This window comes from Serratia sp. CY81684, from assembly GCF_052166595.1.
Taxonomy (GTDB): domain Bacteria; phylum Pseudomonadota; class Gammaproteobacteria; order Enterobacterales; family Enterobacteriaceae; genus Serratia; species Serratia nematodiphila.
This window is the reverse complement of record NZ_JBJNOO010000003.1, coordinates 127,074-149,746: the sequence shown is the minus strand read 5'-3', so window position 1 is coordinate 149,746 and position 22,673 is coordinate 127,074. Positions and strand designations below refer to the sequence as shown.

Sequence of the window (22,673 nt, the reverse complement as noted above, 5' to 3'; positions counted from 1 at the left end):
ATAATTCGAATCTACTGCATATATCTGTGCTACAGCATCGAATCTAAATGTGTGTCGTGATGATATAAGCTTAATATGCTGTAGAACGGTCTCATATCAACAACAGCATATGGCTATGTGAATATTGCTGCATTGAATATACCTTTATTAAAAAAGAGCTCCTAATACGGCGCTTTGAAATTCACCTTTTTTAATAGACTTCTTTATATCATCCATTGCTATACTTCTAACTTCATCCGGAATATCCATCTCTATTAAAGATAATAATTCTTGTTTGAATATATCAATTTGTTTTTTTCTCGCACTATTTAAAGATCCGTGAGTCAAATTTAAAACCCTCAATGTCTCTCTCGCTTTAATAACATTTTCATCAGAAATGCTTTCTTTTATTTTTATGCTCCCGGTTTGTAAAAAGTCAAAGTAATCATTTGGATCATCCCTATCTGGTTTAATAATTTCATTTGGTTCATAGTCCCCTGGGCCATTTTTACCCAGCCGATCTTTATAGTGACCACATGTATCTCCAGATGTGAAACCACAAGATGCAAATAAATTACCCCAATCAAAAGTCAAATGTTGATAGAGCGCGTCCCCACCCTTTTTTGCACCTTTATGATAAAAATGCTCAATATGCCCATTCCCTTTTTCAGCAATAGATTCACAATAGCAACAATATTTACCTTGCATATTCTCCAAGGCCCGCCAAATGATAATTCTATCTTTACTTTTAGGACTTTTTTTGGACCATTTATCAATTTCATAATTATATCTTGCCAAACACGCTGGCGCAAGCTGAGGCCTATTCAACTTTCTCATTTCATTTACCCTCCTCAGACTTTACCCATCTACTTTTCATTTCCATGATACGTATTTGACTTTGACATTCAATTACAACAGGATGATTTTCCCCAAAGTGTCCTAAAATCATTTTAAAATAAAGATCTCTTTCTGAGCTATTTCCATTCAGTAACGACTCTGAGAATTTTTCAACCCACTTTGCCTCCTCAAGATTTTCAGGTATTGAATTAATCCCCATTATTCTTGCCAAAACATCAGCACTTGTAACTCCTTTTGTTTGGAATGATGGTGTACCAACAATAGGTTCACCATTGTCATCTAAATAAATCTTACGAATACAAGTGTTATCAACTGTCGATAATACTTGTGGGCTATGTGTCGTCACAATAAATTGAATGTTTGGGAATGTTTCATGCAAACCTAATAATATTTCTTGCTGCCATTTAGGATGCAAATGTAATTCAACCTCATCAATTAATACAATGCCAGGCCCACTTAACGGATCTTTTGAATCTGGATTAAGAGTAACGAGTCTACGTGCTAGATCCCCAGCCAATGCAACCATTGTTTTTTGACCTTTTGAAAGTTGCGCAATATTTACTTCCACCCCAAAATTCTCTAGTAAAATCCTTGACTTACCAGTACTCCTGTCAACTTTTAAATTTTTAACATCTGATACTAATTTCTCTATAGCCGAATTAACATATTTTAGATGCTTCTGATATTTCCCAGATGAAGAGTTATTTATAAGCCTATTAAGCTCCTCTTTTTTGTCAGATAAAGTAACAAGAAGTCGGTCACCCGCAAAAGGTAATTCTTGAGCATAAACATCAACAATAACTTTTTCAAGGCTGGCGATCTGCTCCCTTAATTCTTTTATTTCTTTAGTTTCTTCACCTTCGGCCAAGTTTACTAGTTCAATATATATACTTGAAAAAGACTCAAATTTACCACTTCCCTCTAGAGCATCTTTTAATGCTTCATATCTGTTTACCGATGAGTCTAAAAAGGCCACTTCCGATACCGATTGCTTTAAGTCAAAAGCAGAGCGTTCAGCAGAGTAGAATGCTAGAAGTGGTAGCATAATAGATGTATTATGTGCAGTTTTTCTATACATTGTAGCAAACTGTTTTATGGTTGAGACTTGTGTAGGGGAACTTCCTGAAAAACCTGGAACAATACGGCCTAAAGAGGCCACAAAAAAATTGGTCTCATCGAGCTCAAACGTGCTGGACATTTCTGCATAGTCATTTGCATGAACATTAATATCAGCCATTGTGATAGGTTTTCCATTTACATCATCTTTTTCTAAATTATTATTAAACCAAGAAAAAATCTTTGAAATCCCATCCAGTATGCTTGTCTTTCCTGTTCCATTATCACCAATTATCACCGTCAGGTAACTATCAAAATCAATATTTATATTTTTAAATCTTCTAAAATTATGAATATTGAAACTCTTCAAGTGCATTCTTTTTTGAGGAAGTAAACATTGCAATTCTTGAAAGTATTTATCAGCCAGCTCGATATCCTTTTGTTCAACATACTTCCCTTCAGTATAGTTCTCATACAGCTGAAATTGCGCTTCTAGTAACCCTTTCTCCGCTTTACTGGTTAATGATTTTATCGCTTTACTATACTCTTTATGTGGCTTGTTCATTTCATCTCCCAGTTATTTTATTAATAGTTTCAGCCGAGTATTTATAAATAAGCGCCTGAATAAAAACAGGTTCAATATGATGTGAAAATGCCAACAATCCCTTTAGATGAGAAAGGTTATCTTCATTTAATCTATTCAACTTATACTGATAAATCAGGTGTTTAATATATCTTTTCCTTTCCCTCCCAAGGGATAGCTCTCCGTCATTATTTAATGTAACACCTGTAACATGCCGATTATGAGCTTTGGAAGAAAAAATAGTTTTCTTTTTATTAATCTTTAATGCCCCTTCGAAATGCAACAAAAGATACTTCTCTACCATATCTGGAATGTCAAATAGCACATTTTTCACATCTGTAGAAAAAGTCAAGTCATCTGCGTAACGCGTATAAGTCACATTGAGAAGAGAACATTCTCGCGAAATTATCTCATCAAATCTATGCATTATAAAATTAGATAAGAGTGGCGAACTCGGAGCCCCAATGCTCAAAATCAGTTTACCGCCTAAAGCCTTACTCGGTGCCCAAAAAAGAAGATTTTCAAATGCCAATTTATCTTCATGACCAGGTAATGGATAAAAATTTAGCCACTCTTTCCAAAAAACAGAACAATTAATAGAGTTAAAGAAATTTTCCAAATCAATTTTTAGTAAAAAATTATTTTTCTGATGAGACTGTGCATTATTCTTAATACTTAATTTTTCACGATACGCCATTGCGGCCTTGTGAACAGGAAGTTCATACAACTCCATGAACTTACGTTGAAAAACCTTAAGTTCTTTTGATGGTTGTGCAATAACTCGATGTCCAGACGTACGTTTTGGAATTGTATAAACTTTATATTTTTTTGGCGCGTTGACTAGAAATTTAACTATATCAGCCTCAGTTCTACCAAGTCCCAAAGCCAGCTGCTTAATTATAGTCATACGTACCCCTATAGAAAAAGCCCAAAAATCATATTCTTGGGCTTAGTTTAGCTCTTTACTAGAGGAAGCGATAGTCTCGCAACCTAAACGAGGAACGAGATTAGGTTGCGAGACTATCGCAACCATAATGCCGTTCAATAACTTAGAGTCTGGCTAAACACCCGACTAGACGTAATTGTCCAACACTAAAGAGCTTCATATATATACCACAATTAGAGAAGCCTTCTCAACCCCCAGCAACGAAAAAAAAACTTATTCATTTGTGAATCTACATCACTCATTTGGCCATTAAGCATAATGAGTAAATGCCCTCTGCGCTCAGATGGCTAGTGTCTCGTGGGATAAATAAGGTTACCGAATTTGATTTAATATTCTGAGAAGGATTAGCAATATTTGTTTAAATAGAAAAATATGCCGATGATGCTATCGTAAACCTATATTTTTACAGTTGATAACTAAGTTAAGTAATACGATAAATTAAATCTCTAACCACCTAAGAGTAATCTCATTCAACAATATCACAACACAGCCACACCATAAATTTCATAATTAACCCATCCGTGACAGAAATACAACCTCATGATAGTTTTCTGTACAGAATTCATCTGAGATAACTTGTAGTTTAATCAAAACACCATAGTTTACATCTTAAAATGGCTCGGACTAGCTTAGTGATTTAAAGTAACCCTCTATAAAATAGAGGGTTACTTTTATTTTTTTTCATTCTCTGACAGTTGTCAAATCACTCCCACTCAATCGTCGCCGGCGGCTTGCCGCTGATGTCGTACACCACGCGGGAAATGCCGTTCACTTCGTTGATGATGCGGTTAGAGACGCGGCCGAGGAAGTCATACGGCAGGTGTGCCCAGTGCGCGGTCATGAAGTCGATGGTTTCTACCGCACGCAGGGAGACCACCCAGTCGTATTTGCGGCCGTCGCCCATCACGCCGACCGAACGCACCGGCAGGAACACGGTGAACGCCTGGCTGACTTTGTTGTACAGATCGGCTTTGTGCAGCTCTTCGATGAAGATGGCGTCGGCGCGGCGCAGCAGATCGCAGTACTCTTTCTTCACTTCGCCCAGCACGCGCACGCCCAGACCCGGGCCCGGGAACGGGTGACGGTACAGCATGTCGTACGGCAGGCCCAGCTCCAGGCCGATCTTGCGCACTTCGTCTTTGAACAGCTCTTTCAGCGGCTCAACCAGGCCCAGCTTCATCTCTTTCGGCAGGCCGCCCACGTTGTGGTGCGACTTGATCACGTGCGCTTTACCGGTGGCGGAAGCGGCGGATTCGATCACGTCCGGATAGATGGTGCCCTGCGCCAGCCATTTCACCTGCTCTTGCTTGCAGGCTTCTTCGTCGAACACTTCAACGAACACGCGGCCGATGATTTTACGCTTGGCTTCCGGTTCGTCCACGCCCGCCAGTGCGGTCAGGAAGCGGTTTTCCGCCTCGACGTGCACGATGTTCAGGCCGAAGTGGTCGCCGAACATTTCCATCACCTGCTTGGCTTCGTTCAGGCGCAGCAGGCCGTTGTCGACGAACACGCAGGTCAGGCGCTTGCCGATGGCGCGGTGCAGCAGCATCGCGGTGACGGAGGAGTCAACGCCGCCGGACAGGCCGAGGATCACGTGGTCTTCCCCCACCTGCTCGCGGATGCGCTCAACCGCATCTTCGATAATGGTGGCCGGCGTCCACAGGGCTTCACACTGGCAGATGTCCAGTACGAAGCGCTCCAGCATGCGCTGCCCCTGACGGGTGTGGGTCACTTCCGGGTGGAACTGCACGCCGTAGAAGCGTTTTTCTTCGTTGGCCATAATGGCGAACGGGCAGGTATCGGTGCTGGCGACGGTCACGAAGTCGGACGGGATCGCGGTCACTTTGTCGCCGTGGCTCATCCACACGTCCAGCAGCGGTTTGCCGGCCGGGCTGATGGCGTCTTCGATGTCGCGCAGCAGCGCGCTCTCGTTGACGATTTCCACCTGCGCGTAGCCGAACTCGCGTTCGTTGGAACCCTGCACATGGCCACCCAGCTGCATCGCCATGGTCTGCATGCCGTAGCACACGCCCAGCACCGGCACGCCGGCGTTGAACACGTAGTCAGGGGCGCGCGGGCTGCCGGCTTCGGTGGTGCTTTCCGGGCCGCCGGACAGGATGATGCCGCTTGGGTTGAATTCGCGGATCTGCGCTTCGCTAACGTCCCAGGCCCACAGTTCGCAGTAAACGCCGATTTCGCGCACGCGGCGGGCGACCAGTTGGGTGTATTGCGAACCGAAGTCCAGTATCAGGATGCGATGCTTATGGATATTTTGTGTCATGTGAGGCGAATTCCAGCAACAAGAGAAAAAGAGCGAAAATGTATGTTTTCGGGATGGGGCTTGGCGCCCCACCCCGGCCTCTCACTCAGGAGAGGTTAAGGCATTAGCCCATGCGGTAGTTCGGTGACTCTTTGGTGATGGTCACGTCGTGCACGTGGCTTTCCTGAATGCCGGCGCCGCTGATGCGCACGAACTCCGCCTTGGTGCGCAGATCGTCGATGGTGGCGCAGCCGGTCAGGCCCATGCAGGAGCGCAGGCCGCCCATCTGCTGGTGCACGATGGCTTTCAGCATGCCTTTATAGGCCACGCGGCCTTCGATACCTTCCGGCACCAGTTTGTCGGCGGCGTTATCGGTCTGGAAGTAACGGTCGGAAGAGCCTTTGGACATTGCGCCCAGCGAGCCCATGCCGCGGTAAGATTTGAACGAACGGCCCTGATACAGCTCGATTTCGCCCGGAGATTCTTCGGTGCCCGCCAGCATGGAGCCGACCATCACGCAGGATGCGCCTGCGGCGATCGCTTTGGCGATGTCGCCGGAGAAGCGGATGCCGCCGTCGGCGATAACCGGAATGCCGGTGCCTTCCAGCGCTTCCACCGCGTCGGCGATGGCGGTGATCTGCGGTACGCCCACGCCGGTCACGATACGGGTGGTGCAGATGGAGCCTGGGCCGATACCCACTTTCACCGCGCTCACGCCGGCTTCAGCCAGCGCTTTGGCGCCCGCTGCGGTCGCGACGTTGCCGCCGACGATCTGCAGATCCGGGTATTTGGCGCGGGTTTCGCGGATGCGCTGCAACACGCCTTCGGAGTGGCCGTGCGAGGAGTCGATCAGCAGGACGTCAACGCCCGCCGCCACCAGCGCGTCGACGCGTTCTTCGTTGCCGGCGCCGGCGCCGACCGCCGCGCCCACGCGCAGACGTCCGTGCTCGTCTTTACAGGCGTTCGGCTTACGTTCCGCTTTCTGGAAGTCTTTAACGGTGATCATGCCCAGCAGGTGGAAGCTGTCGTCCACCACCAGCGCTTTCTCTACACGCTTTTCGTGCATCTTCTGCAGCACCACGTCGCGTGCTTCACCTTCTTTCACGGTGACCAGGCGATCTTTCGGCGTCATGACTGCGGTGACCGGCTGGGTCAGATCGGTCACGAAACGCACGTCGCGGCCGGTGATGATGCCGACCAGCTCGTTGTCTTCGGTAACGACCGGGTAACCGGCGAAGCCGTTGCGCGCGGTCAGCTCTTTCACTTCCTGCAGCGTGGTGGCCGGAGTAACGGTCTGCGGGTCAGTGACTACGCCGCTTTCATGTTTCTTCACGCGGCTGACTTCTTCAGCCTGGCGCTCGATGGACATGTTTTTGTGGATGAAGCCCAGGCCGCCTTCCTGCGCCAGCGCGATGGCCAGGCCGGATTCGGTAACGGTATCCATGGCTGCGGACAGCATAGGGATGTTCAGGCGGATGGTTTTGGTCAGTTGAGTGCCGAGCTCTGCAGTGTTAGGCAGAACCGTGGAGTGGGCTGGAACCAGGAGGACGTCGTCAAACGTCAGAGCTTCTTTAGCGATACGTAGCATGGGCAATATCTCACCAGGGTGGGCTGTGAAAAAGATAAAATATTGCCGCGGCATTATACAGAGCGGAATCGGTTGCCTCCAGCACTTTCTTACAAAAAGTCTTGATTACCTTTTTCAGCCATGTAGTATCGACCAATTAAGTGATTGTTTTGAAATTTGATCTGGGTCACATGTCGCTACCTGTTTCGCCTTCCATTTTTACCGTAAGCCGCCTGAATCAGACGGTTCGCCAACTGCTGGAAAGGGAAATGGGGCAGATTTGGCTCTCCGCCGAGATCTCCAACCTCTCCCAGCCCGCCTCCGGCCACTGGTATTTCACGCTGAAAGACGATCGCGCCCAGGTGCGCTGCGCGATGTTCCGCAACAGCAACCGCCGCGTCACCTTCCGGCCGCAAAACGGCCAGCAGGTCCTGGTGCGCGCCAGCATCACGCTGTATGAACCGCGCGGCGACTACCAGCTGATCGCCGAGAGCATGCAACCCGCCGGCGACGGCCTGCTGCAGCAACAGTTCGAGCAGCTGAAACAGCGCCTGAGCGCCGAAGGGCTGTTCGATCAGCAGTTCAAGCAGCCGCTGCCCGCGCCGGCCAAACGCGTCGGGGTGATCACCTCCGCCAGCGGCGCGGCGCTGCACGATATTCTGCAGGTCTTGCAGCGCCGCGATCCGTCGCTGCCGATCGTCATCTACCCCACCTCGGTGCAGGGCGCCGAAGCGCCGATGCAGATCGTGCGCGCCATCGAGGCCGCCAACCGCCGCGATGAATGCGACGTGCTGATCGTCGGCCGCGGCGGCGGTTCGCTGGAAGATCTGTGGAGCTTCAACGACGAACGCGTGGCGCGGGCGATCTTCGCCAGCCGCATTCCGATCGTCAGCGCCGTCGGCCATGAAACCGACGTCACCATCGCCGACTTCGTCGCCGACCTGCGCGCGCCAACCCCATCCGCCGCCGCCGAACTGGTCAGCCGCAATCAGCTCGAGCTGTTGCGCCAGCTGCAGTCGCAGCAGCAGCGGCTGGAGATGGCGATGGATTACTACCTGGCGCAGCGTCAGCAGCAGTTCACCCGCATTCATCACCGTTTACAGCAGCAGCATCCGCATCTGCGCCTGGCGCGTCAGCAGACGCTATTGTTCAAGCTGCAGCGCCGGATGGAAGACGGCATGCAGCAACAGCTGCGCCTGGCCGCCCGCCGCAGCGAGCGCGCCCAGCAGCGGCTGGCGCAGGTGCAGCCGCAGGGCCGCATTCACCGCTACCAACAGCGCGTGCAGCAGCAGGAATACCGCCTGCAGCAGGCGTTGGAGCGCCAGCTCAACGCCTACCGCCAGCGCTTCGGCGTGGCCTGCAGCCAGCTGGAGACCGTCAGCCCGCTGGCGACGCTGGCGCGCGGCTACAGCGTGACGCAAACTCCGCGCGGCGAGCTGCTGAAAACCACCAAGCAGGCGCAGGTCGGCGAACTGCTGAAAACCCGCCTGCAGGACGGCTGGGTGGAAAGCGAGGTGAAAACCATCACCGTCGCCAAAAAGCCGCGCAAGAAGCGCGCGGCTGAATAACCCCTATTCCAGCGTAAAACGCTCGCCCGGTTCGCCGTTCACCCACAGCGCGCGCGTTTCGCCTTCCGGCAGGCTGAGCGTCAGCGTGCGCCAGGCCGGACGAAAACGCCCTTCCGTCGCGATGTCCAGCATGACGCGCTGATGGTCGCAGCGCATTTCCCAGCGCAGCCACAGCGCATCGCCCTGCCGCCAACCGTCGCTTTCGCCGTCGTCCTCAAACAACAGCCCGCTGCTCACGCCGCAGCCCTTGAGCGGAAACAGCCGCAGCTCGCGCCGATCGTCGGCGGCCACGTCGACATGCGCCAGCCGCTGCGACAGCGGCAGCGCCGCCCCGGCGCGCACCAGCAGCGGCAGACGCTCCAACGGCGCCGCCAGCGTCACCGTCTGCCCGCCGCCGAACCACTGGCCGCTGTAGAAGCAGTACCAGCCTTCGCCGTTATCCGGCAGATACACCGATCGGCGACGCTGCCCCGGCTCCACCACGCTGGCCACCAGCAGATCGCGGCCGATCAGAAAATCGTCGTTTTCGCCGAAGGTGCGCGCATCCTGTTCGTGATCGAGAAAAGTCGGGCGCAGCATTGGCTCGTCGTCGGCGCAGGCCTGCCACAGCAGAGTGTAGAAATACGGCAGCAGCCGGTAACGCAGGTTGATCGCCTCACGTACCGCCGGGGTAGCGGCCGGGTACATCCAGGGTTCGTTGACCGTGGCGTCGTCGTTCCAGGAGTGTATGGTGAAACGCGGATGCATCACGCCGTTTTGTACCCAGCGCACCAGCAGCTCGGCGTCCGGCTTGTCGCCGGAGAAGCCGCCGACGTCGTGGCCGAGGTTATACAAGCCGGACAGGCTCATGCCCAGCCCCATGCGGATGTTGTAGCGCAGCGTCTGCCAGCTGGTGCGGTTGTCGCCGCTCCAGGTCTGCACGTAGCGCTGCATGCCGGCGCAGCCGGAGCGCGAGATCAGGTACGGCCGCTTCTGCGGCGCGAAGCGCTGCTGGGCCTCCATCGAGGCGCGCATCATCAGCAGCGGCATCACCGGGCGGATGTGCTTGATGGCGATCGGCCGCCCGAAGCCATGGCAGCGCGCTTCGCCATCCCACACTTCGTACTCGTTGTTGTCGTTCCAGGTGGAATCGATGCCCATCTCCAGCAGCTGCTGCGTGACGCCCTGCTGCCACCAGCGCACCGTCGCCGGGTTGGTGAAGTCGAGGTGCGAGCCTTCGTCGTCCCAGAAGCTGGAGCGTTCCGGCGCGTCGCTTTGCGAATCGCGGATAAACAGCCCCTGCGCCGCCACCTCTTGATACTGCGGATGATCCTGCAGCAGGCACGGCTTGATGTTGGCCGCCAGCCTGAGGCCGGCGTCGTGAAACGCCTGGCTCAATTGCTTGGGCTGCGGCACTTTGTCGTAATTCCAGTTGAACACGTAGCGCTTGTTGTTAATCGAGGTGTAGCCCGACGACAGCTGGAAGGAGTCACAGGGGATGGCGTGCTGGCGGCACAGCGCAATGAACTGTTGCAGCTGCTGCTGGGCGTCCGGCGCGTCGGTATAATGCATGGTCGAGCCGCTGTAGCCCAGGCTCCACTTCGGCCCGAAGTGGGTGCGGCCGGTCAGGCGCACGAAGGCCTTGGTGACGTCCAAAACCTTCGGCCCGAGGAACAGGTAGTAATCCAGATCGCCCGCTTCGGCCTGATAGCGGCGATAGGCCGCGTGGTAATTGTCGATCTCGTTGCCCAGATCCAGCCAGCAGCTGCTCAGGTTGTCGTAGAACAGACCGAAGCTCGCCTCCGGCCCACGGGTGATGGTGAACGGAATGTGCTTGTACAGCGGATCGGTGCTGGCGGCGTTGTACCCCATGGCGTCCAGGTTGCGCATCTCGAAGCGGCGGCCGGTGCGCTCCAGATCGCCGGCTTTCTCCCCCAGGCCGTAATAGCGCTCATCGGCGAAGCGGCGCTGGTAGTGCGCCACGCCGTCGCCGTGCGCATTGAGCAGGTAGGCGCTGGTCGGCCGATCCGCCGCCAGCGGCCGCCACTCGCCGGCGGCATTGCAATGCTCCCATTCCAACCACAGCGGCTGATGCACCGTCACGCGCAGCAGCGGCGTGCTGACCACCAGCCGATCGCTCTCCTGGCGCAGCTGATAGCCCGGCAGGCTGAAACCGGCGACGCTGAGCCGATCGCGCCCCTCCCAGGGCACATCCTCCTGCGGCGCGATGCTCCAGGTACGATCCAGCGCCAGCTCACCCTCACGTTTGATCAACACGCGGAACAGACCGTCTTCCAGCACGTACAGGCAGAAACGGTGGCGTTCATCGACCAGCAGCTCGACGTGGTCGGCATGCTGCGCCGCCAGCGTCCAATTTTTCAAGGTTTTCATAAATATTCCACTTAGCTGTGTGAAGGGGTTTTCTTACCGCCGCGCTCGGCGATCAGGGCAATCAGGAACACAGCGCCGATCAGATCGAAGAAGCCCATCGCGATGAACAGCGGGTTGAAGCCGATGGTGTCGGACACCGCGCCGATCAGGAGCGTGAACAGGAAGCTGGCGATCCAGGCGCTGGAGCCGCGCATGCCGTTGACCGTCGCCATCTGGTTTTTATCGAACGACTCCACCACCAGCGCGCTGAGCATGCAGGAGATCACCTGATGGCCGAAACCGCCGATCGAGATCAGCGCGATCGCCACATAGGGATCTTGGGTGATCGCCACGAACGCCAGCGACACCATCAGGAAAGCGCCGGTCACCGAGCTGGCGACCACCGAGTTGACGCGGCTGCAGCCGAACCATTTGCGGTACAGAGTGGTGAGATAGCCGCTGGCGACGCTGCCGATATCCGCCGCCAGGAACGGCAGCCAGGCGAACATCGCGATCTGCTTCAGATCCATGCCGCGTTCGGTGGCCAGGTACAGCGGCACCCAGAAACTGAAGACCGCCCAGGCCGGCTCGGCGAGAAAGGCCGGGATGGCGATGCCGTAAAACTTCTTGTTCTTGCACAGGCTGGCCAGCGAAGTGAAAAACGGCAGCTTCGGCAACACCGGCTCGTTGTCTTCGCGGATCAGATCCAGCTCTTGCTGGCTGAGGTTCGGGTGCTGCTGCGGCGAGTGGTAGAACAGCCACCACAACACGACCCAGATCAGCGCCAGCCCGCCGGAGAACAGGAACGCCCCCTGCCAGCCGAAGGAGACGTGAGCGATAACGATGATCGGCGGCGCCAGCATGGCGCCGATGGAGAAACCGACGCCCGCCCAGCCGGCGGCGATCGGCCGCTCCTTTTTCGGGAACCAGTCGGAGATCGCCTTGGCGTTAGCCGGGGTAGCCGCCGCCTCCGCGCCCCCCATGAAGAAGCGCAGAATGGCCAGTTGCAGCCAGCTGCCGGCGCCGGCGTGCAGCATACACACCACCGCCCAAATGCCGGCGCAGATCAAAAAACCCATCTTCAGGCCGATAACGTCGATCAGCCAGCCGCAGATCGGCTGGAACACCGTGTAGGCCAGCTGGAACGACGCCACTACCCAGGCATATTGCTCGGTGCTCATGTTCAGGCTGGTTTTCAGTTCCGGCGCCAGAATGCCCAGCGAGTTGCGGGTGATGTAGTTGACCGTGACGCCCAGCAAGAACAGCGCCAGCATCCACCAGCGCAGCGATTTAAACTTGCGCCGCCCGCTCTGCGCGACCGCCTGATTGATCTCCACACTCATCAGTTCTCTCCCCGCGGCCGCCGGCTATGGCGACGCGCGTTTTGGTAGGGTACGTTGTGCTAGCAAACACGGGACGGTGAAAACGGATCGGTGCCACATCATTGGCCGACAGACAATCACAACCCCATGATTTATTTTTTGTTTTCTTTTTCGCACACCGTTAAAATTGGACTGACAGGTCGTTAAAATTGGTGTACCAATGCAGACTACTCAGCGATAGCGCACAGCGAAACGGGGTTTTTTGCAAAGATTTTCACGAGAGGGTGAAAAAATAGCCATAATGACCGATAAATCCGGTCAAGACGCTGAAAATCCGCAGTGAAAATATTCTCATGGACGAATTTGAAGGAGATCACAGAATGAACGGAAAGCTGAAAATCCAGGAGATCGCCCGCCAAACCGGGCTGTCGATCAGCACCGTTTCCCGCGTGCTGGCCGGCAAGGCTAACACCAGCGCCGAGGCGCGCCGCAAGGTGCTGGACTGTGCGCAGCAAAACGGCATTCTGCAGGGCATTTCCAGCGGCCGGCTGATGCTGAACAACGTGATGGTGTTCGCGCCGCAGCGCGCGTTCGACGTGCGCACCGACATCTTCTACTACAAGGTCATTCAGGGCATTGCCGCCGCGCTGATGGAGCACGAGGTGCGCATCCGCTACTGCGGGCTGGAAGAGCAGCGCAGCGACGGCGCGCTGTTTCTGGAAAAGATGAGCGATCCGCACACCGAAGCGGCGCTGATCATCGGCATCGACGACGAGCATATCCACACCCTGGCGGCCGATCTGCACAAACCTTGCGTGCTGATCAACTGCAGCGATCGGCAGATGCGGCTGGACAGCGTCTCGCCGGATCATCAGTTGATCGGTGATTACTCCGCCAGCTACCTGTTCCAGCAGGGGCACAGCCATATTCTCAACCTGCAGTGTCTGCGCCGCCACACCATGGAGCTGCGTCTGGCGGGCATCCGGCAAGCCTACGCCCGGCATCATCTGCCGTTCGACGACGGCCGCCATCTGGTCACCACCTCCGGCTTCGGCAGCGAAGAGGCCGAGCAGGCGCTGACCACCTATCTCGATGGCATCCACGGCCACGCCCCGCTGCCGACGGCGATCCTGGCCGGCGGCGACTACATGGCGGTCGGGGCGGTCAAGGCGCTCAACAAGCGAGGGCTGAACGTGCCGGGCGACGTGTCGGTGATGAGCACCGACGGCTTCAACCTGGCGGAAATCCATGATGTGCCGCTGACCTCGGTGCAGGTGCCGCGCGACGAACTGGGTTACGAGGCGATCCAACTGCTGCAGCGGCGCATGCTGCGCGCCGACGCACCGCCGTGCAATCTGCTGCTGCACGGCCGGCTGGCGGTACGCGCCTCGGTGCGGCGCATCAGCCCGCACAAGACTGCGCCGGCGGTGAGCACGCATGACCACAGGCTTTATGACGAGTAGGCTACACTTAGGCACAGTGCATTCATTCGATGAGGTAAAATTTTTTGCCTAAGGAGAGCCACTATGCCAGCCCAGCGCATGCGTTCCGTCATTCCTCCCTACATGCTGCGCCGCATCATTGAACACGGCAACGCCCCGCAGCGCGACTGCGCGCTGCACACCCTGAACCACGTGCAAAGCCTGCTCGGCAACAAGCCGCTGCGTTCACCGACCGAGAAAAACGCTCGAGCCGGCGAAGCGCTCCGCGATATCTACGACGCCCAGAACGGCACCCAACTGCCCGGCAAACAGGTGCGTAAAGAGGGCCAGCCCAGCAACCACGACGTGGCGGTGGACGAAGCCTACGACTACCTCGGCGTCACCTACGATTTCTTCTGGCAGGCCTACCGACGCAACTCACTGGATAACCAGGGGCTGCCGCTGGTCGGCAGCGTACACTACGGCAAGGAGTACCAGAACGCTTTCTGGAACGGCCAGCAGATGGTGTTCGGCGACGGCGACGGCGAGATTTTCAACCGTTTCACCATCGCCATCGACGTAGTCGGCCACGAGCTGGCGCACGGCGTGACTGAGAGCGAAGCCGGGCTGATCTACTACCAGCAGTCCGGCGCGCTCAACGAATCGCTGTCCGACGTGTTCGGTTCGCTGGTCAAGCAGTTCCACCTGCAGCAAACCGCCGATAAAGCCGACTGGCTGATCGGCGCCGGGCTGCTCGCCAAGGGCATCAAAGGCAAAGGGCTGCGTTCGATGTCGGCCCCCGGCACCGCCTACGATGACCCGCTGCTGGGCAAAGACCCGCAGCCCGCCAGCATGAAGGATTATATCCAGACCAAGGAAGACAACGGCGGCGTGCACCTCAACTCCGGCATCCCCAATCGCGCCTTCTATCTGGCGGCGACGGCGCTGGGCGGCTTCGCCTGGGAGAAAGCCGGCTACGTCTGGTATGACACGGTATGCGACAAAGCGCTGCCGCAAAATGCCGATTTCGCCACCTTCGCCCGCGCCACGGTGAAACATGCGCAAGCGCGTTTCGACCAGAGCGTGGCGGACAAGGTGCAGCAAGCCTGGCATCAGGTGGGGGTGGAATAATGAAACCGCTGCCGACGCTCAATCAGGATACGGTCATTGAGCTGGCGCGCGAGGGAGGCTTCGCCTACATTCCTAAACTGGCGGGCCAGCGCCGCATCGCGCTGGCCGATATCACGCCGGAGCAGCGGCAGCGCCTGAATCAGCTGCTGAACCAGACGCTGCCCTATGCGCAGGAAGAAGGCCAGCCCAACTCCCCCGGCTGCGGCGACCAGCGCTACTACCGCATACAGATCAACTACACCAGCCCCACCCTGAGCACCGAGATCGTGCTGTTAATCCCGGAAAGCAGCGCGCCGCAGGCGCTGGTGGATCTGTGGAAAACCGGCCAGGTGGATGAGTGAGGGCTTACAGCGGCTGATAGCTGAAATTCACCCGCTTTTTGGAGATCAGCCCGTGCCCGTTCTGGCACAGATAATCCACCGCCCCGCAGGCTTTCAATTCTTGCAGCGGCTGCCCGCACTCCGGGCAGCTCGCCAGCTGCCGATAATCGCGCTGACAGGCGGCACAATGGTAGTGACCCGCTACCCAATTCATGGTCTGACGACAGTGCGGACAATGCGCGTCCATAACGACTCCCAGGTTAAATCGCGCCCCATGAGCGCAAAAAATAGATCCCCAACGCGGTGGTGAAGAACGATCCGACGGTGGTGATGGCGATAATATTGGCCGCCAGCGTGGCGTTGCCGCCCATGGCGCGCGTCATCACATAGCTGCCCGAGGCAGTTGGCGTGGCGGAAAACAGGAAGATAATGCCCAGCGCCGCGCCCTGGAACCCGCACAGCCAGCCGGCCAGCGTCATCAGGCACGGCACCAGAAATAGCTTGGCCGCCGACGACAGCGCCGCCACGTTGGACGAACGGAACATGGCGCGAAAATCCAGGCTGGCGCCGGTGCACAGCAGCGCCAGCGGCAGCGACAGCGCGGAGATATAGCTGCCGGTCTGGCGGATCACGGCCGGGATGCCCAGCCCGGTTTGCGCATACAGCAACCCGCACACCAGGCCGATGATCAACGGATTGGTGACGATGCTGCGCAGCAGCGACAGGTGGCTGATTTTCTTGCCCTGCCCGCCCTGCAGGCTGCGCGTGAGGGTGATGACCGACAGTATGTTGAACAGGATCACCGTCACCGTAAGGTACAGCGAGGCGAGCGCAATGCCTTCGCTGCCGTAGGCGGTCATGGCGTAGGCCAGGCCGACGATGGCGGTATTGGCGCGGAAGCCGCCCTGCACGAACACCCCGCGCTCACGCGGTTCTTTCACCAACCACCTGGCCGCCAGCTCCAAAAGCAGGAAGGTCGCCAGCGTGCCGACCGCGCCGAACAGCACCAGCGGCAGGTTGCCGAGCAGCTGCGGATGGTTGGTGGCAATGCTGAAAAACAGCAGGCACGGCAGCGCCAGATTGAACACCAGGCGGGTCGCACCGTCGACGAAGCGGTCATCCATCAGGCGCCAATGGCGCAGCAGGATCCCCAGCAGCATCATCAGCAGATTCGGCACGGTGACGTTAAACGCAAAACTCCAGGTTTCCCAGGACATGGTGTTCCTTCAGGCAGGCGAGGTAATCTTCAGATAATAAAACGATTTCGGGCCAATAAAAAAGGGCGCGGCATCACTGCCGCGCCCCTCATGAGCGATTACTTGCTCTTTTTCAGGTGGCTCATCAGGCGCTTGCGCTTACGCATCTGGGTTGGCGTCAGCAGGTTGCGTTTGCCGGCGAACGGGTTGTCACCCTCTTTGAACTGGATGCGGATCGGCGTCCCCATCACATTCAGCGAGCGGCGGAAGTAGTTCATCAGATAGCGTTTGTACGAATCGGACAGATCGCTGACCTGGTTGCCGTGGATCACCACGATCGGCGGGTTGTAACCGCCGGCATGGGCATATTTCAGCTTCACGCGGCGGCCGCGCACCAACGGCGGCTGGTGATCGTCAACCGCCATCTGCATGATTTTGGTCAGCATCGAGGTGTTTACGCGGCGGGTTGCGCACTCGTAGGCTTCCTGTACCGATTCGAACAGGTTGCCGACGCCGCTGCCGTGCAGGGCGGAAATGAAGTGCACGCGCGCGAAGTCGACGAAGCCCAGACGCAGATCGAGCATCTCTTTCACGTGCTCGCGATCTTCTTCGCTCATGCCGTCCCACTTGTTGACCGCAATCACCAGTGAGCGCCCACTATTGAGGATAAAGCCGAGCAGCGAGAGGTCCTGATCGGAAATGCCTTCACGCGCGTCAATCACCAGCAGCACCACGTTGGCGTCTTCAATCGCCTGCAGGGTCTTGATCACCGAGAATTTCTCGACGGTTTCGGTCACCTTGCCGCGTTTACGCACCCCGGCGGTGTCGATCAGCACGTACTCGCGTTCGTCGCGCACCATCGGAATGTAGATGCTGTCGCGGGTGGTGCCCGGCATGTCGTACACCACCACGCGCTCCTCGCCGAGGATGCGGTTAGTGAGCGTAGACTTACCGACGTTCGGGCGGCCGACGATCGCCAGTTTGATCGGCAGATCCTGCGGATTGAACGCTTCTTCCGGCTCTTCGTCTTCTTCGCCTTCCAGCGTTTCGCCGTTTTGCTCAGCCCAGTAAGCGGCGTTGGCCTCTTCCTCGGTCAGCTCGACGTCTTCCGGTTTTTCCGGCACGAACGGCACCAGCACGTGTTCAATCAGCTGGGTCACGCCGCGGCCGTGAGAAGCGGCGATAGCGAACACTTCACCCAGGCCAAGCGAGTAGAAATCGGCGGTGGCGGTGTCCGGATCCAGGCCGTCGGTCTTGTTGGCCACCAGGAAGGTCGCCTTCTGGCGGCTGCGCAGGTGCTGGGCAATGCCCTGATCCGCCGGCATCAGGCCGGCGCGGGCGTCGACCATGAACAGCACGATGTCCGCTTCTTCGATCGCCAGCAGCGACTGACCGGCCATGCGCGTTTCTACGCCGTCTTCGGTGCCGTCGATGCCGCCGGTATCGACGATGATGAATTCATTGCCTTCGATTTCAGCACGACCATACTTGCGGTCACGCGTCAGCCCCGGGAAATCCGCCACCAGCGCATCACGCGTATGGGTTAAACGGTTGAACAAGGTGGATTTACCCACATTCGGGCGCCCGACCAGCGCGACGACAGGTATCATTGTTGAAGCCTCATTACTTAATAATCAATGCGTTACTGCACTGTGGATAGACACCAGCGGTGCAGCTTATAAAAATACGAAACGGCCCCTGAACATTCAGGAGCCGTTTTCAAGCCATGCGACGAGCGGCGTTAGCGGGTGAAAGCGTAAACTTTCCCACCGCGAGCCTGGATGATCAGCTTGTCGCTGGCCACCATCGGCGCAGACAGGAAGCCGGAGCTGTCCACTTCCTGCTGGGCGACAAAACGGCCATCGGTGGTGTTGATCCAGTGCAGATAACCTTCGGCGTCACCGGTCACCAGATAACCATTATACATCACCGGCGGCGTCAGGTTGCGGTGCAGCAGATCGCTCTGCGTCCACACGGTCACGCCGCCTTCGGTGCTGAGTGCCACCACGCGATCGTTCTGGTCGATCAGGTAGATGCGGCCCGCGTCGACGATGAAATCATTCACCGAACCCAGCTCGCGTTTCCAGATAATCTGGCCGGAACGCAGATCCAGCGCCGTCAGGTTACCGTTGTAACCCAGCGCGTAGACCACGCCGTCAACGATCACCGGCGTGGTGTCCACGTCGTTCAGACGATCGATTTCGGTCGCGCCGCTCGGCTGAGAAATACGCTGTTGCCAGATAATCTGGCCCTGCTGCATCAGCACCGCACTGACGCGGCCGTTGTCACCGCCGACGATGGCGGCGCCAAAAGCGACGGCCGGCGCGGATTCACCGCGCAGCGACAGCGAAGGCATGTCCAGGTTAACCGTCCACTTCACCGCGCCGTCGGCTTCGTTCAGCGCCTGCAGCATGCCGTTGGAGGTGTGCACCAACACCATGCCGTCGCTGACAACCGGACGGGAGATCGCTTCGCCGGCCACTTTGGTCTGCCAGGCGATGGCGCCGTCGGCGGTGTTCAATGCGTAAACCACCGCTTTTTCGCTGCCGACGTAAACCTTGTCACCCGCGACCGTCAGGCCGCCCGACAGCAGCGCAGACAGGTTGCTGGAGAAGAAACCGGTCTTCTCGGAGAGATTGACCTTCCACTTCTCGTTACCGCTGTCGGCGTCCATCGCTTTCACGATGCCGAAGCGATCGGCGGCATAAATGGTGCTGTCCTGATAGGCCGGACGCAGGTGGGAGTAATACTCACCGATACCGTCGCCCACCGAGGTGCTCCACGCCTTGCTCGGCGTAAACTGATTTTCAACTTTCGGCAACGGCGACATGGTAACCACGTCTTCTTCGCTGTTAAACAGCGAGCAACCACTCAGCAAGGCAGCGGAAACCAGTCCGACCAAGAGTGTTTTACGCAATTGCATGGGAATTCCCCTTAGCTGGACAAGTTATTCAATTTCATGCGCAGCAGAACCTGCAGCGCCTGAGAAGCATTGGACTCAATGCCTTTGCTGTAAGCTTCGCGCGCGCCCTTGGCGTCGCCCTTGGCCAGTAGCACATCGCCGCGCACATCCTGCATCATCGCCGCCCAGCCTTCGCCTTTCACGCCTTCCAGCGTTTTCAGCGCTTCATCCAGCTTTTTCTCCTGCAGCTGGACGCGCGCCAGACGCAGATCGATCATCGCCAACAGGTTGTCGTCTTTGGTCTGGCCCTGCGCCAGCGCCAGTTGTTGTTCCGCCTTGGCGAAATCATTCTGTTCGACAAAATGCTTGGCCAACTGCAGCGCGGCCAATACGCCGTAGCTGTTGCCGTTAGCCTGGACAAATTTCTCCGCGGCAGCCACGTCATCCGGCTTACCGGCCGCCAGACGATCGCTGGCTTCCTGATAGGATTGCGACGCAGCCATCATGTTGGAGTTTTCATGGCTCTGCCAATAACGCCAGCCAACCAGGGCACCAATTCCGAGCACCACGCCCACCGCCAGCGCTTTGCCGTTCTCGGCAAAGAACCGACGCAGTGCGTCGACTTGTTCGTTTTCAGTGGTATAGACTTCCACGGTGTCCTTCTCCTTAACCTAACATCAAAGCCAGACGCGCAGCGACTTCGCTTTGCGCCAGCGTTTCTTGTTCACCACTGCGCAGGTCTTTCACCACCACCTGCTGCGCCGCCACTTCGCTCTCACCCAGGATCAGCGCAATGCGCGCGCCCCATTTGTCCGCACGGGTGATCTGCTTCTTGAAGTTGCCACCGCCGTAATTGGTCATCAGCTTCAGCTGCGGCGCCGCGTCGCGCACCTGTTCAGCCAGCCGCATTGCCGCACTCTGGGTGCCCGCGCCGGAAGAAATGACGTACACGTCGATAGCCGACGGCGCCTTGAATTCCGGGTTGACCGCCTGCACCAGCAGCACCAGACGCTCAAGACCCATGGCGAAACCGACCGCCGGGGTGGCGCGGCCGCCCAGTTGCTCGACCAGGCCGTCGTAACGGCCGCCCGCGCAGACGGTGCCCTGCGCGCCCAGGCTGGTGGTCACCCACTCAAACACGGTGCGGTTGTAGTAATCCAGACCGCGCACCAGGCGCTCGTTAACGGTATATGGGATACCTGCCTGCGCCAAAAGTTCACACAGACCGGCGAAGTGAGCACGGGATTCTTCATCCAGGTACTCGGACAGGCGCGGCGCGTCGTTCAGCAGCGCCTGCACCTCAGGATTTTTGGAGTCCAGCACGCGCAGCGGGTTGCTGTACATGCGGCGTTTGCAGTCTTCGTCCAGCACCTCAACGTGCTGCTCCAGGAACGCCACCAGCGCATCGCGGTAGTTGGCGCGCGCCTCCAGCGAACCGATGGAGTTCAGCTCCAGCGTGACGTGCTCGGCGATGCCCAGCGCTTTCCACCAGCGGGCAGTCAGCAGGATCAGCTCGGCGTCGATATCCGGGCCTTGCAGGCCGAACACTTCCGCGCCCAGCTGATGGAACTGACGGTAACGCCCCTTCTGCGGGCGCTCGTAGCGGAACATCGGGCCGATGTACCACAGACGCTGTTCCTGATTGTACAGCAGACCATGTTCGATGCCGGCGCGCACGCAGCCAGCCGTCCCTTCCGGACGCAGCGTCAGGCTTTCGCCGTTGCGGTCTTCGAAGGTATACATCTCTTTTTCCACGACGTCGGTCACTTCGCCGATCGCGCGTTTGAATAACGGGGTCTGCTCTACAATCGGCAACCGGATTTCGCTGTAACCGTAGCCGCCCAGCACCTGCTTGAGGGTGCCTTCAATACGCTGCCATAATGCCGTTTCTTCCGGCAGGTAGTCGTTCATGCCGCGAATGGCTTGAATGTTCTTTGCCACGTGAGTTCTCTGTCCGTTGTCTGTAAAAATGAACCCGATTATAGGGACTTTGCCGCCCGGTATTCAACGCGGATGCGGTTTTCTGCCCTTCAGGTGCATAAACAAGCGGGCCAACAGGCCCGCCGTGTAGCGATAACGCTTATTTTTCCAGCAGGTTGACCGTGATACGGTTGCTTTCGTCCATCATCGCGGCCTTGGCGCGAATTTTCGCTTCCAGCTGGTCGATCATCTGTTCGTTGTCGAAACGCTCTTTCTGGCGCACGCCGTCTTCATAGAAGCCGCTCTTCTTGTGGCCGCCGGTTACGCCCATGGTGGACACCAGCGCTTCGCCCGGGCCGTTCACCACGCAGCCGATGATCGAAACGTCCATCGGCGTGATGATGTCTTCCAGGCGCTGCTCCAGCGCGTTCACCGTGCCGATCACGTCGAACTCCTGACGTGAGCAGGTCGGGCAGGCGATGAAGTTGATGCCGCGCGCGCGAATGCGCAGCGACTTCAGGATGTCGAAACCGACCTTCACCTCTTCGACCGGATCCGCCGCCAGCGAGATGCGCAGGGTATCGCCGATGCCTTCAGACAGCAGCATGCCCAGGCCGATGGCCGATTTGACCGAACCGCTGCGCGCGCCGCCGGCTTCGGTGATGCCCAGGTGCAGCGGCTGATCGATGCGCGACGCCAGCAAGCGGTAGGATTGCACCGCCAGGAACACGTCCGACGCCTTGACGCTGACCTTAAACTGGTCGAAGTTGAGGCGATCGAGGATGTCCACGTGGCGCATGGCGGATTCCAGCAGCGCTTCCGGCGTAGGTTCGCCGTACTTTTCCTGCAGGTCTTTTTCCAGCGAGCCGCCGTTGACGCCGATGCGGATCGGGATGTTCTTGTCGCGGGCGCAGTCCACCACCGAGCGAATGCGCGATTCGTTGCCGATGTTGCCCGGGTTGATGCGCAGGCAGTCTACGCCATATTCGGCCACCTGCAGTGCGATGCGATAATCGAAGTGGATATCGGCGACCAGCGGCACGTTGACCTGCTGCTTGATCAGTTTGAACGCCTCGGCGGCGTCCATGGTAGGAACCGAAACGCGGACGATGTCGACGCCCACGCGCTCCAGCGCTTTGATCTGATTAACCGTTGCTTCAACATCGGTGGTACGGGTGTTGGTCATCGACTGCACGGCAATCGGCGCGCCATCACCAATAGGCACCTTGCCGACGTAAATGCGTGTAGATTTTCGACGGTTGATGGGCGCTTGGTTATGCATTACTTACTCTCCA

At 56.8% G+C, this 22,673-nt stretch carries 18 protein-coding genes; 4 read left to right on the top strand and 14 right to left on the bottom strand.

Going from position 1 to position 22,673, the window contains the following annotated elements; genetic code table 11:
- Positions 1 to 147: 147 nt before the first annotated feature.
- The 5 genes from ptuB to guaB form a co-directional block, all read right to left on the bottom strand.
- Positions 148 to 816, bottom strand: a complete 669-nt coding sequence (gene ptuB / locus ACJ8QF_RS08555) for a retron Ec78 anti-phage system effector HNH endonuclease PtuB (protein ID WP_442537446.1) — start codon at positions 814 to 816, stop codon at positions 148 to 150.
- A 1-nt stretch (position 817) separates the two neighbouring features.
- On the bottom strand, positions 818 to 2,458 hold the full coding sequence (ptuA, locus tag ACJ8QF_RS08550; protein WP_308318279.1) for a retron Ec78 anti-phage system effector ATPase PtuA: 1,641 nt from the start codon (positions 2,456 to 2,458) through the stop codon (positions 818 to 820).
- 1 nt (position 2,459) lies between these two features.
- Positions 2,460 to 3,383 (bottom strand): retron St85 family RNA-directed DNA polymerase, encoded by a 924-nt coding sequence (locus ACJ8QF_RS08545; protein WP_308318280.1) that lies wholly within the window; start codon positions 3,381 to 3,383, stop codon positions 2,460 to 2,462.
- A gap of 742 nt (positions 3,384 to 4,125) precedes the next feature.
- A complete protein-coding gene (gene guaA / locus ACJ8QF_RS08540) occupies positions 4,126 to 5,703 on the bottom strand; it encodes a glutamine-hydrolyzing GMP synthase (protein ID WP_164123706.1) in 1,578 nt (525 codons plus the stop codon).
- Between the two features lie 103 nt (positions 5,704 to 5,806).
- On the bottom strand, positions 5,807 to 7,270 hold the full coding sequence (gene guaB, locus ACJ8QF_RS08535) for an IMP dehydrogenase (RefSeq protein WP_004941460.1): 1,464 nt from the start codon (positions 7,268 to 7,270) through the stop codon (positions 5,807 to 5,809).
- A 170-nt stretch (positions 7,271 to 7,440) separates the two neighbouring features.
- Here guaB and xseA point away from each other — a divergent pair, with 170 nt between their 5' ends.
- Positions 7,441 to 8,817, top strand: coding sequence for an exodeoxyribonuclease VII large subunit (gene xseA, locus ACJ8QF_RS08530; RefSeq protein WP_131165058.1), 1,377 nt, complete (start codon positions 7,441 to 7,443; stop codon positions 8,815 to 8,817).
- Between the two features lie 3 nt (positions 8,818 to 8,820).
- On the opposite strand, the gene ACJ8QF_RS08525 is transcribed toward xseA, so the two are convergent.
- Both ACJ8QF_RS08525 and ACJ8QF_RS08520 read right to left on the bottom strand, forming a co-directional pair.
- Complete coding sequence (locus tag ACJ8QF_RS08525) at positions 8,821 to 11,187, bottom strand: glycoside hydrolase family 31 protein (RefSeq protein ID WP_369324200.1); 2,367 nt, start codon at positions 11,185 to 11,187, stop codon at positions 8,821 to 8,823.
- A gap of 11 nt (positions 11,188 to 11,198) precedes the next feature.
- Positions 11,199 to 12,509, bottom strand: coding sequence for an MFS transporter (locus ACJ8QF_RS08520; RefSeq protein ID WP_015378771.1), 1,311 nt, complete (start codon positions 12,507 to 12,509; stop codon positions 11,199 to 11,201).
- Positions 12,510 to 12,868: 359 nt separating this feature from the next.
- Between ACJ8QF_RS08520 and ACJ8QF_RS08515 the strand changes: the two genes are divergently transcribed.
- From ACJ8QF_RS08515 to ACJ8QF_RS08505, 3 genes are all read left to right on the top strand, one after another.
- Positions 12,869 to 13,951, top strand: a complete 1,083-nt coding sequence (locus ACJ8QF_RS08515; protein ID WP_004941451.1) for a LacI family DNA-binding transcriptional regulator — start codon at positions 12,869 to 12,871, stop codon at positions 13,949 to 13,951.
- A gap of 63 nt (positions 13,952 to 14,014) precedes the next feature.
- Positions 14,015 to 15,040: a M4 family metallopeptidase gene (locus ACJ8QF_RS08510; protein ID WP_015378772.1), complete on the top strand. Its 1,026-nt coding sequence runs from the start codon at positions 14,015 to 14,017 to the stop codon at positions 15,038 to 15,040.
- Positions 15,040 to 15,381 carry a protealysin inhibitor emfourin gene (locus tag ACJ8QF_RS08505; protein WP_004941448.1) on the top strand — a complete coding sequence of 114 codons (342 nt, stop codon included), beginning with the start codon at positions 15,040 to 15,042 and terminating at the stop codon, positions 15,379 to 15,381. The genes ACJ8QF_RS08510 and ACJ8QF_RS08505 overlap by 1 nt, the downstream gene beginning before the upstream one ends.
- A gap of 4 nt (positions 15,382 to 15,385) precedes the next feature.
- Here ACJ8QF_RS08505 and ACJ8QF_RS08500 read toward each other — a convergent pair whose 3' ends face one another.
- The 7 genes from ACJ8QF_RS08500 to ispG all read right to left on the bottom strand — a co-directional run bounded on the left by ACJ8QF_RS08500 (position 15,386) and on the right by ispG (position 22,660).
- The gene (locus ACJ8QF_RS08500; protein ID WP_004941446.1) at positions 15,386 to 15,607 is read right to left on the bottom strand and encodes a zinc ribbon domain-containing protein; all 222 of its coding nucleotides are present in this window, start codon (positions 15,605 to 15,607) and stop codon (positions 15,386 to 15,388) included.
- Between the two features lie 13 nt (positions 15,608 to 15,620).
- A complete protein-coding gene (locus ACJ8QF_RS08495; RefSeq protein WP_004941444.1) occupies positions 15,621 to 16,577 on the bottom strand; it encodes an AEC family transporter in 957 nt (318 codons plus the stop codon).
- 98 nt (positions 16,578 to 16,675) lie between these two features.
- Positions 16,676 to 18,166, bottom strand: a complete 1,491-nt coding sequence (der, locus tag ACJ8QF_RS08490) for a ribosome biogenesis GTPase Der (protein ID WP_015378774.1) — start codon at positions 18,164 to 18,166, stop codon at positions 16,676 to 16,678.
- 131 nt (positions 18,167 to 18,297) lie between these two features.
- Positions 18,298 to 19,479, bottom strand: a complete 1,182-nt coding sequence (gene bamB, locus ACJ8QF_RS08485; protein ID WP_004941440.1) for an outer membrane protein assembly factor BamB — start codon at positions 19,477 to 19,479, stop codon at positions 18,298 to 18,300.
- An 11-nt stretch (positions 19,480 to 19,490) separates the two neighbouring features.
- Positions 19,491 to 20,111 (bottom strand): YfgM family protein, encoded by a 621-nt coding sequence (locus ACJ8QF_RS08480; protein ID WP_004941438.1) that lies wholly within the window; start codon positions 20,109 to 20,111, stop codon positions 19,491 to 19,493.
- A gap of 13 nt (positions 20,112 to 20,124) precedes the next feature.
- The gene (hisS, locus tag ACJ8QF_RS08475) at positions 20,125 to 21,399 is read right to left on the bottom strand and encodes a histidine--tRNA ligase (protein ID WP_004941437.1); all 1,275 of its coding nucleotides are present in this window, start codon (positions 21,397 to 21,399) and stop codon (positions 20,125 to 20,127) included.
- A gap of 139 nt (positions 21,400 to 21,538) precedes the next feature.
- Positions 21,539 to 22,660, bottom strand: a complete 1,122-nt coding sequence (ispG, locus tag ACJ8QF_RS08470) for a flavodoxin-dependent (E)-4-hydroxy-3-methylbut-2-enyl-diphosphate synthase (RefSeq protein ID WP_016929756.1) — start codon at positions 22,658 to 22,660, stop codon at positions 21,539 to 21,541.
- Positions 22,661 to 22,673 lie beyond the last annotated feature (13 nt).

Bases quoted from the DNA above. Each gene is read 5' to 3' on its own strand.
- ptuB (WP_442537446.1), bottom strand. From the start codon at position 816: ATGAGAAAGTTGAATAGGCCTCAGCTTGCGCCAGCGTGTTTGGCAAGA.
- ptuA (WP_308318279.1), bottom strand. From the start codon at position 2,458: ATGAACAAGCCACATAAAGAGTATAGTAAAGCGATAAAATCATTAACC.
- ACJ8QF_RS08545 (WP_308318280.1), bottom strand. From the start codon at position 3,383: ATGACTATAATTAAGCAGCTGGCTTTGGGACTTGGTAGAACTGAGGCT.
- guaA (WP_164123706.1), bottom strand. From the start codon at position 5,703: ATGACACAAAATATCCATAAGCATCGCATCCTGATACTGGACTTCGGT.
- guaB (WP_004941460.1), bottom strand. From the start codon at position 7,270: ATGCTACGTATCGCTAAAGAAGCTCTGACGTTTGACGACGTCCTCCTG.
- xseA (WP_131165058.1), top strand. From the start codon at position 7,441: ATGTCGCTACCTGTTTCGCCTTCCATTTTTACCGTAAGCCGCCTGAAT.
- ACJ8QF_RS08525 (WP_369324200.1), bottom strand. From the start codon at position 11,187: ATGAAAACCTTGAAAAATTGGACGCTGGCGGCGCAGCATGCCGACCAC.
- ACJ8QF_RS08520 (WP_015378771.1), bottom strand. From the start codon at position 12,509: ATGAGTGTGGAGATCAATCAGGCGGTCGCGCAGAGCGGGCGGCGCAAG.
- ACJ8QF_RS08515 (WP_004941451.1), top strand. From the start codon at position 12,869: ATGAACGGAAAGCTGAAAATCCAGGAGATCGCCCGCCAAACCGGGCTG.
- ACJ8QF_RS08510 (WP_015378772.1), top strand. From the start codon at position 14,015: ATGCCAGCCCAGCGCATGCGTTCCGTCATTCCTCCCTACATGCTGCGC.
- ACJ8QF_RS08505 (WP_004941448.1), top strand. From the start codon at position 15,040: ATGAAACCGCTGCCGACGCTCAATCAGGATACGGTCATTGAGCTGGCG.
- ACJ8QF_RS08500 (WP_004941446.1), bottom strand. From the start codon at position 15,607: ATGGACGCGCATTGTCCGCACTGTCGTCAGACCATGAATTGGGTAGCG.
- ACJ8QF_RS08495 (WP_004941444.1), bottom strand. From the start codon at position 16,577: ATGTCCTGGGAAACCTGGAGTTTTGCGTTTAACGTCACCGTGCCGAAT.
- der (WP_015378774.1), bottom strand. From the start codon at position 18,166: ATGATACCTGTCGTCGCGCTGGTCGGGCGCCCGAATGTGGGTAAATCC.
- bamB (WP_004941440.1), bottom strand. From the start codon at position 19,479: ATGCAATTGCGTAAAACACTCTTGGTCGGACTGGTTTCCGCTGCCTTG.
- ispG (WP_016929756.1), bottom strand. From the start codon at position 22,660: ATGCATAACCAAGCGCCCATCAACCGTCGAAAATCTACACGCATTTAC.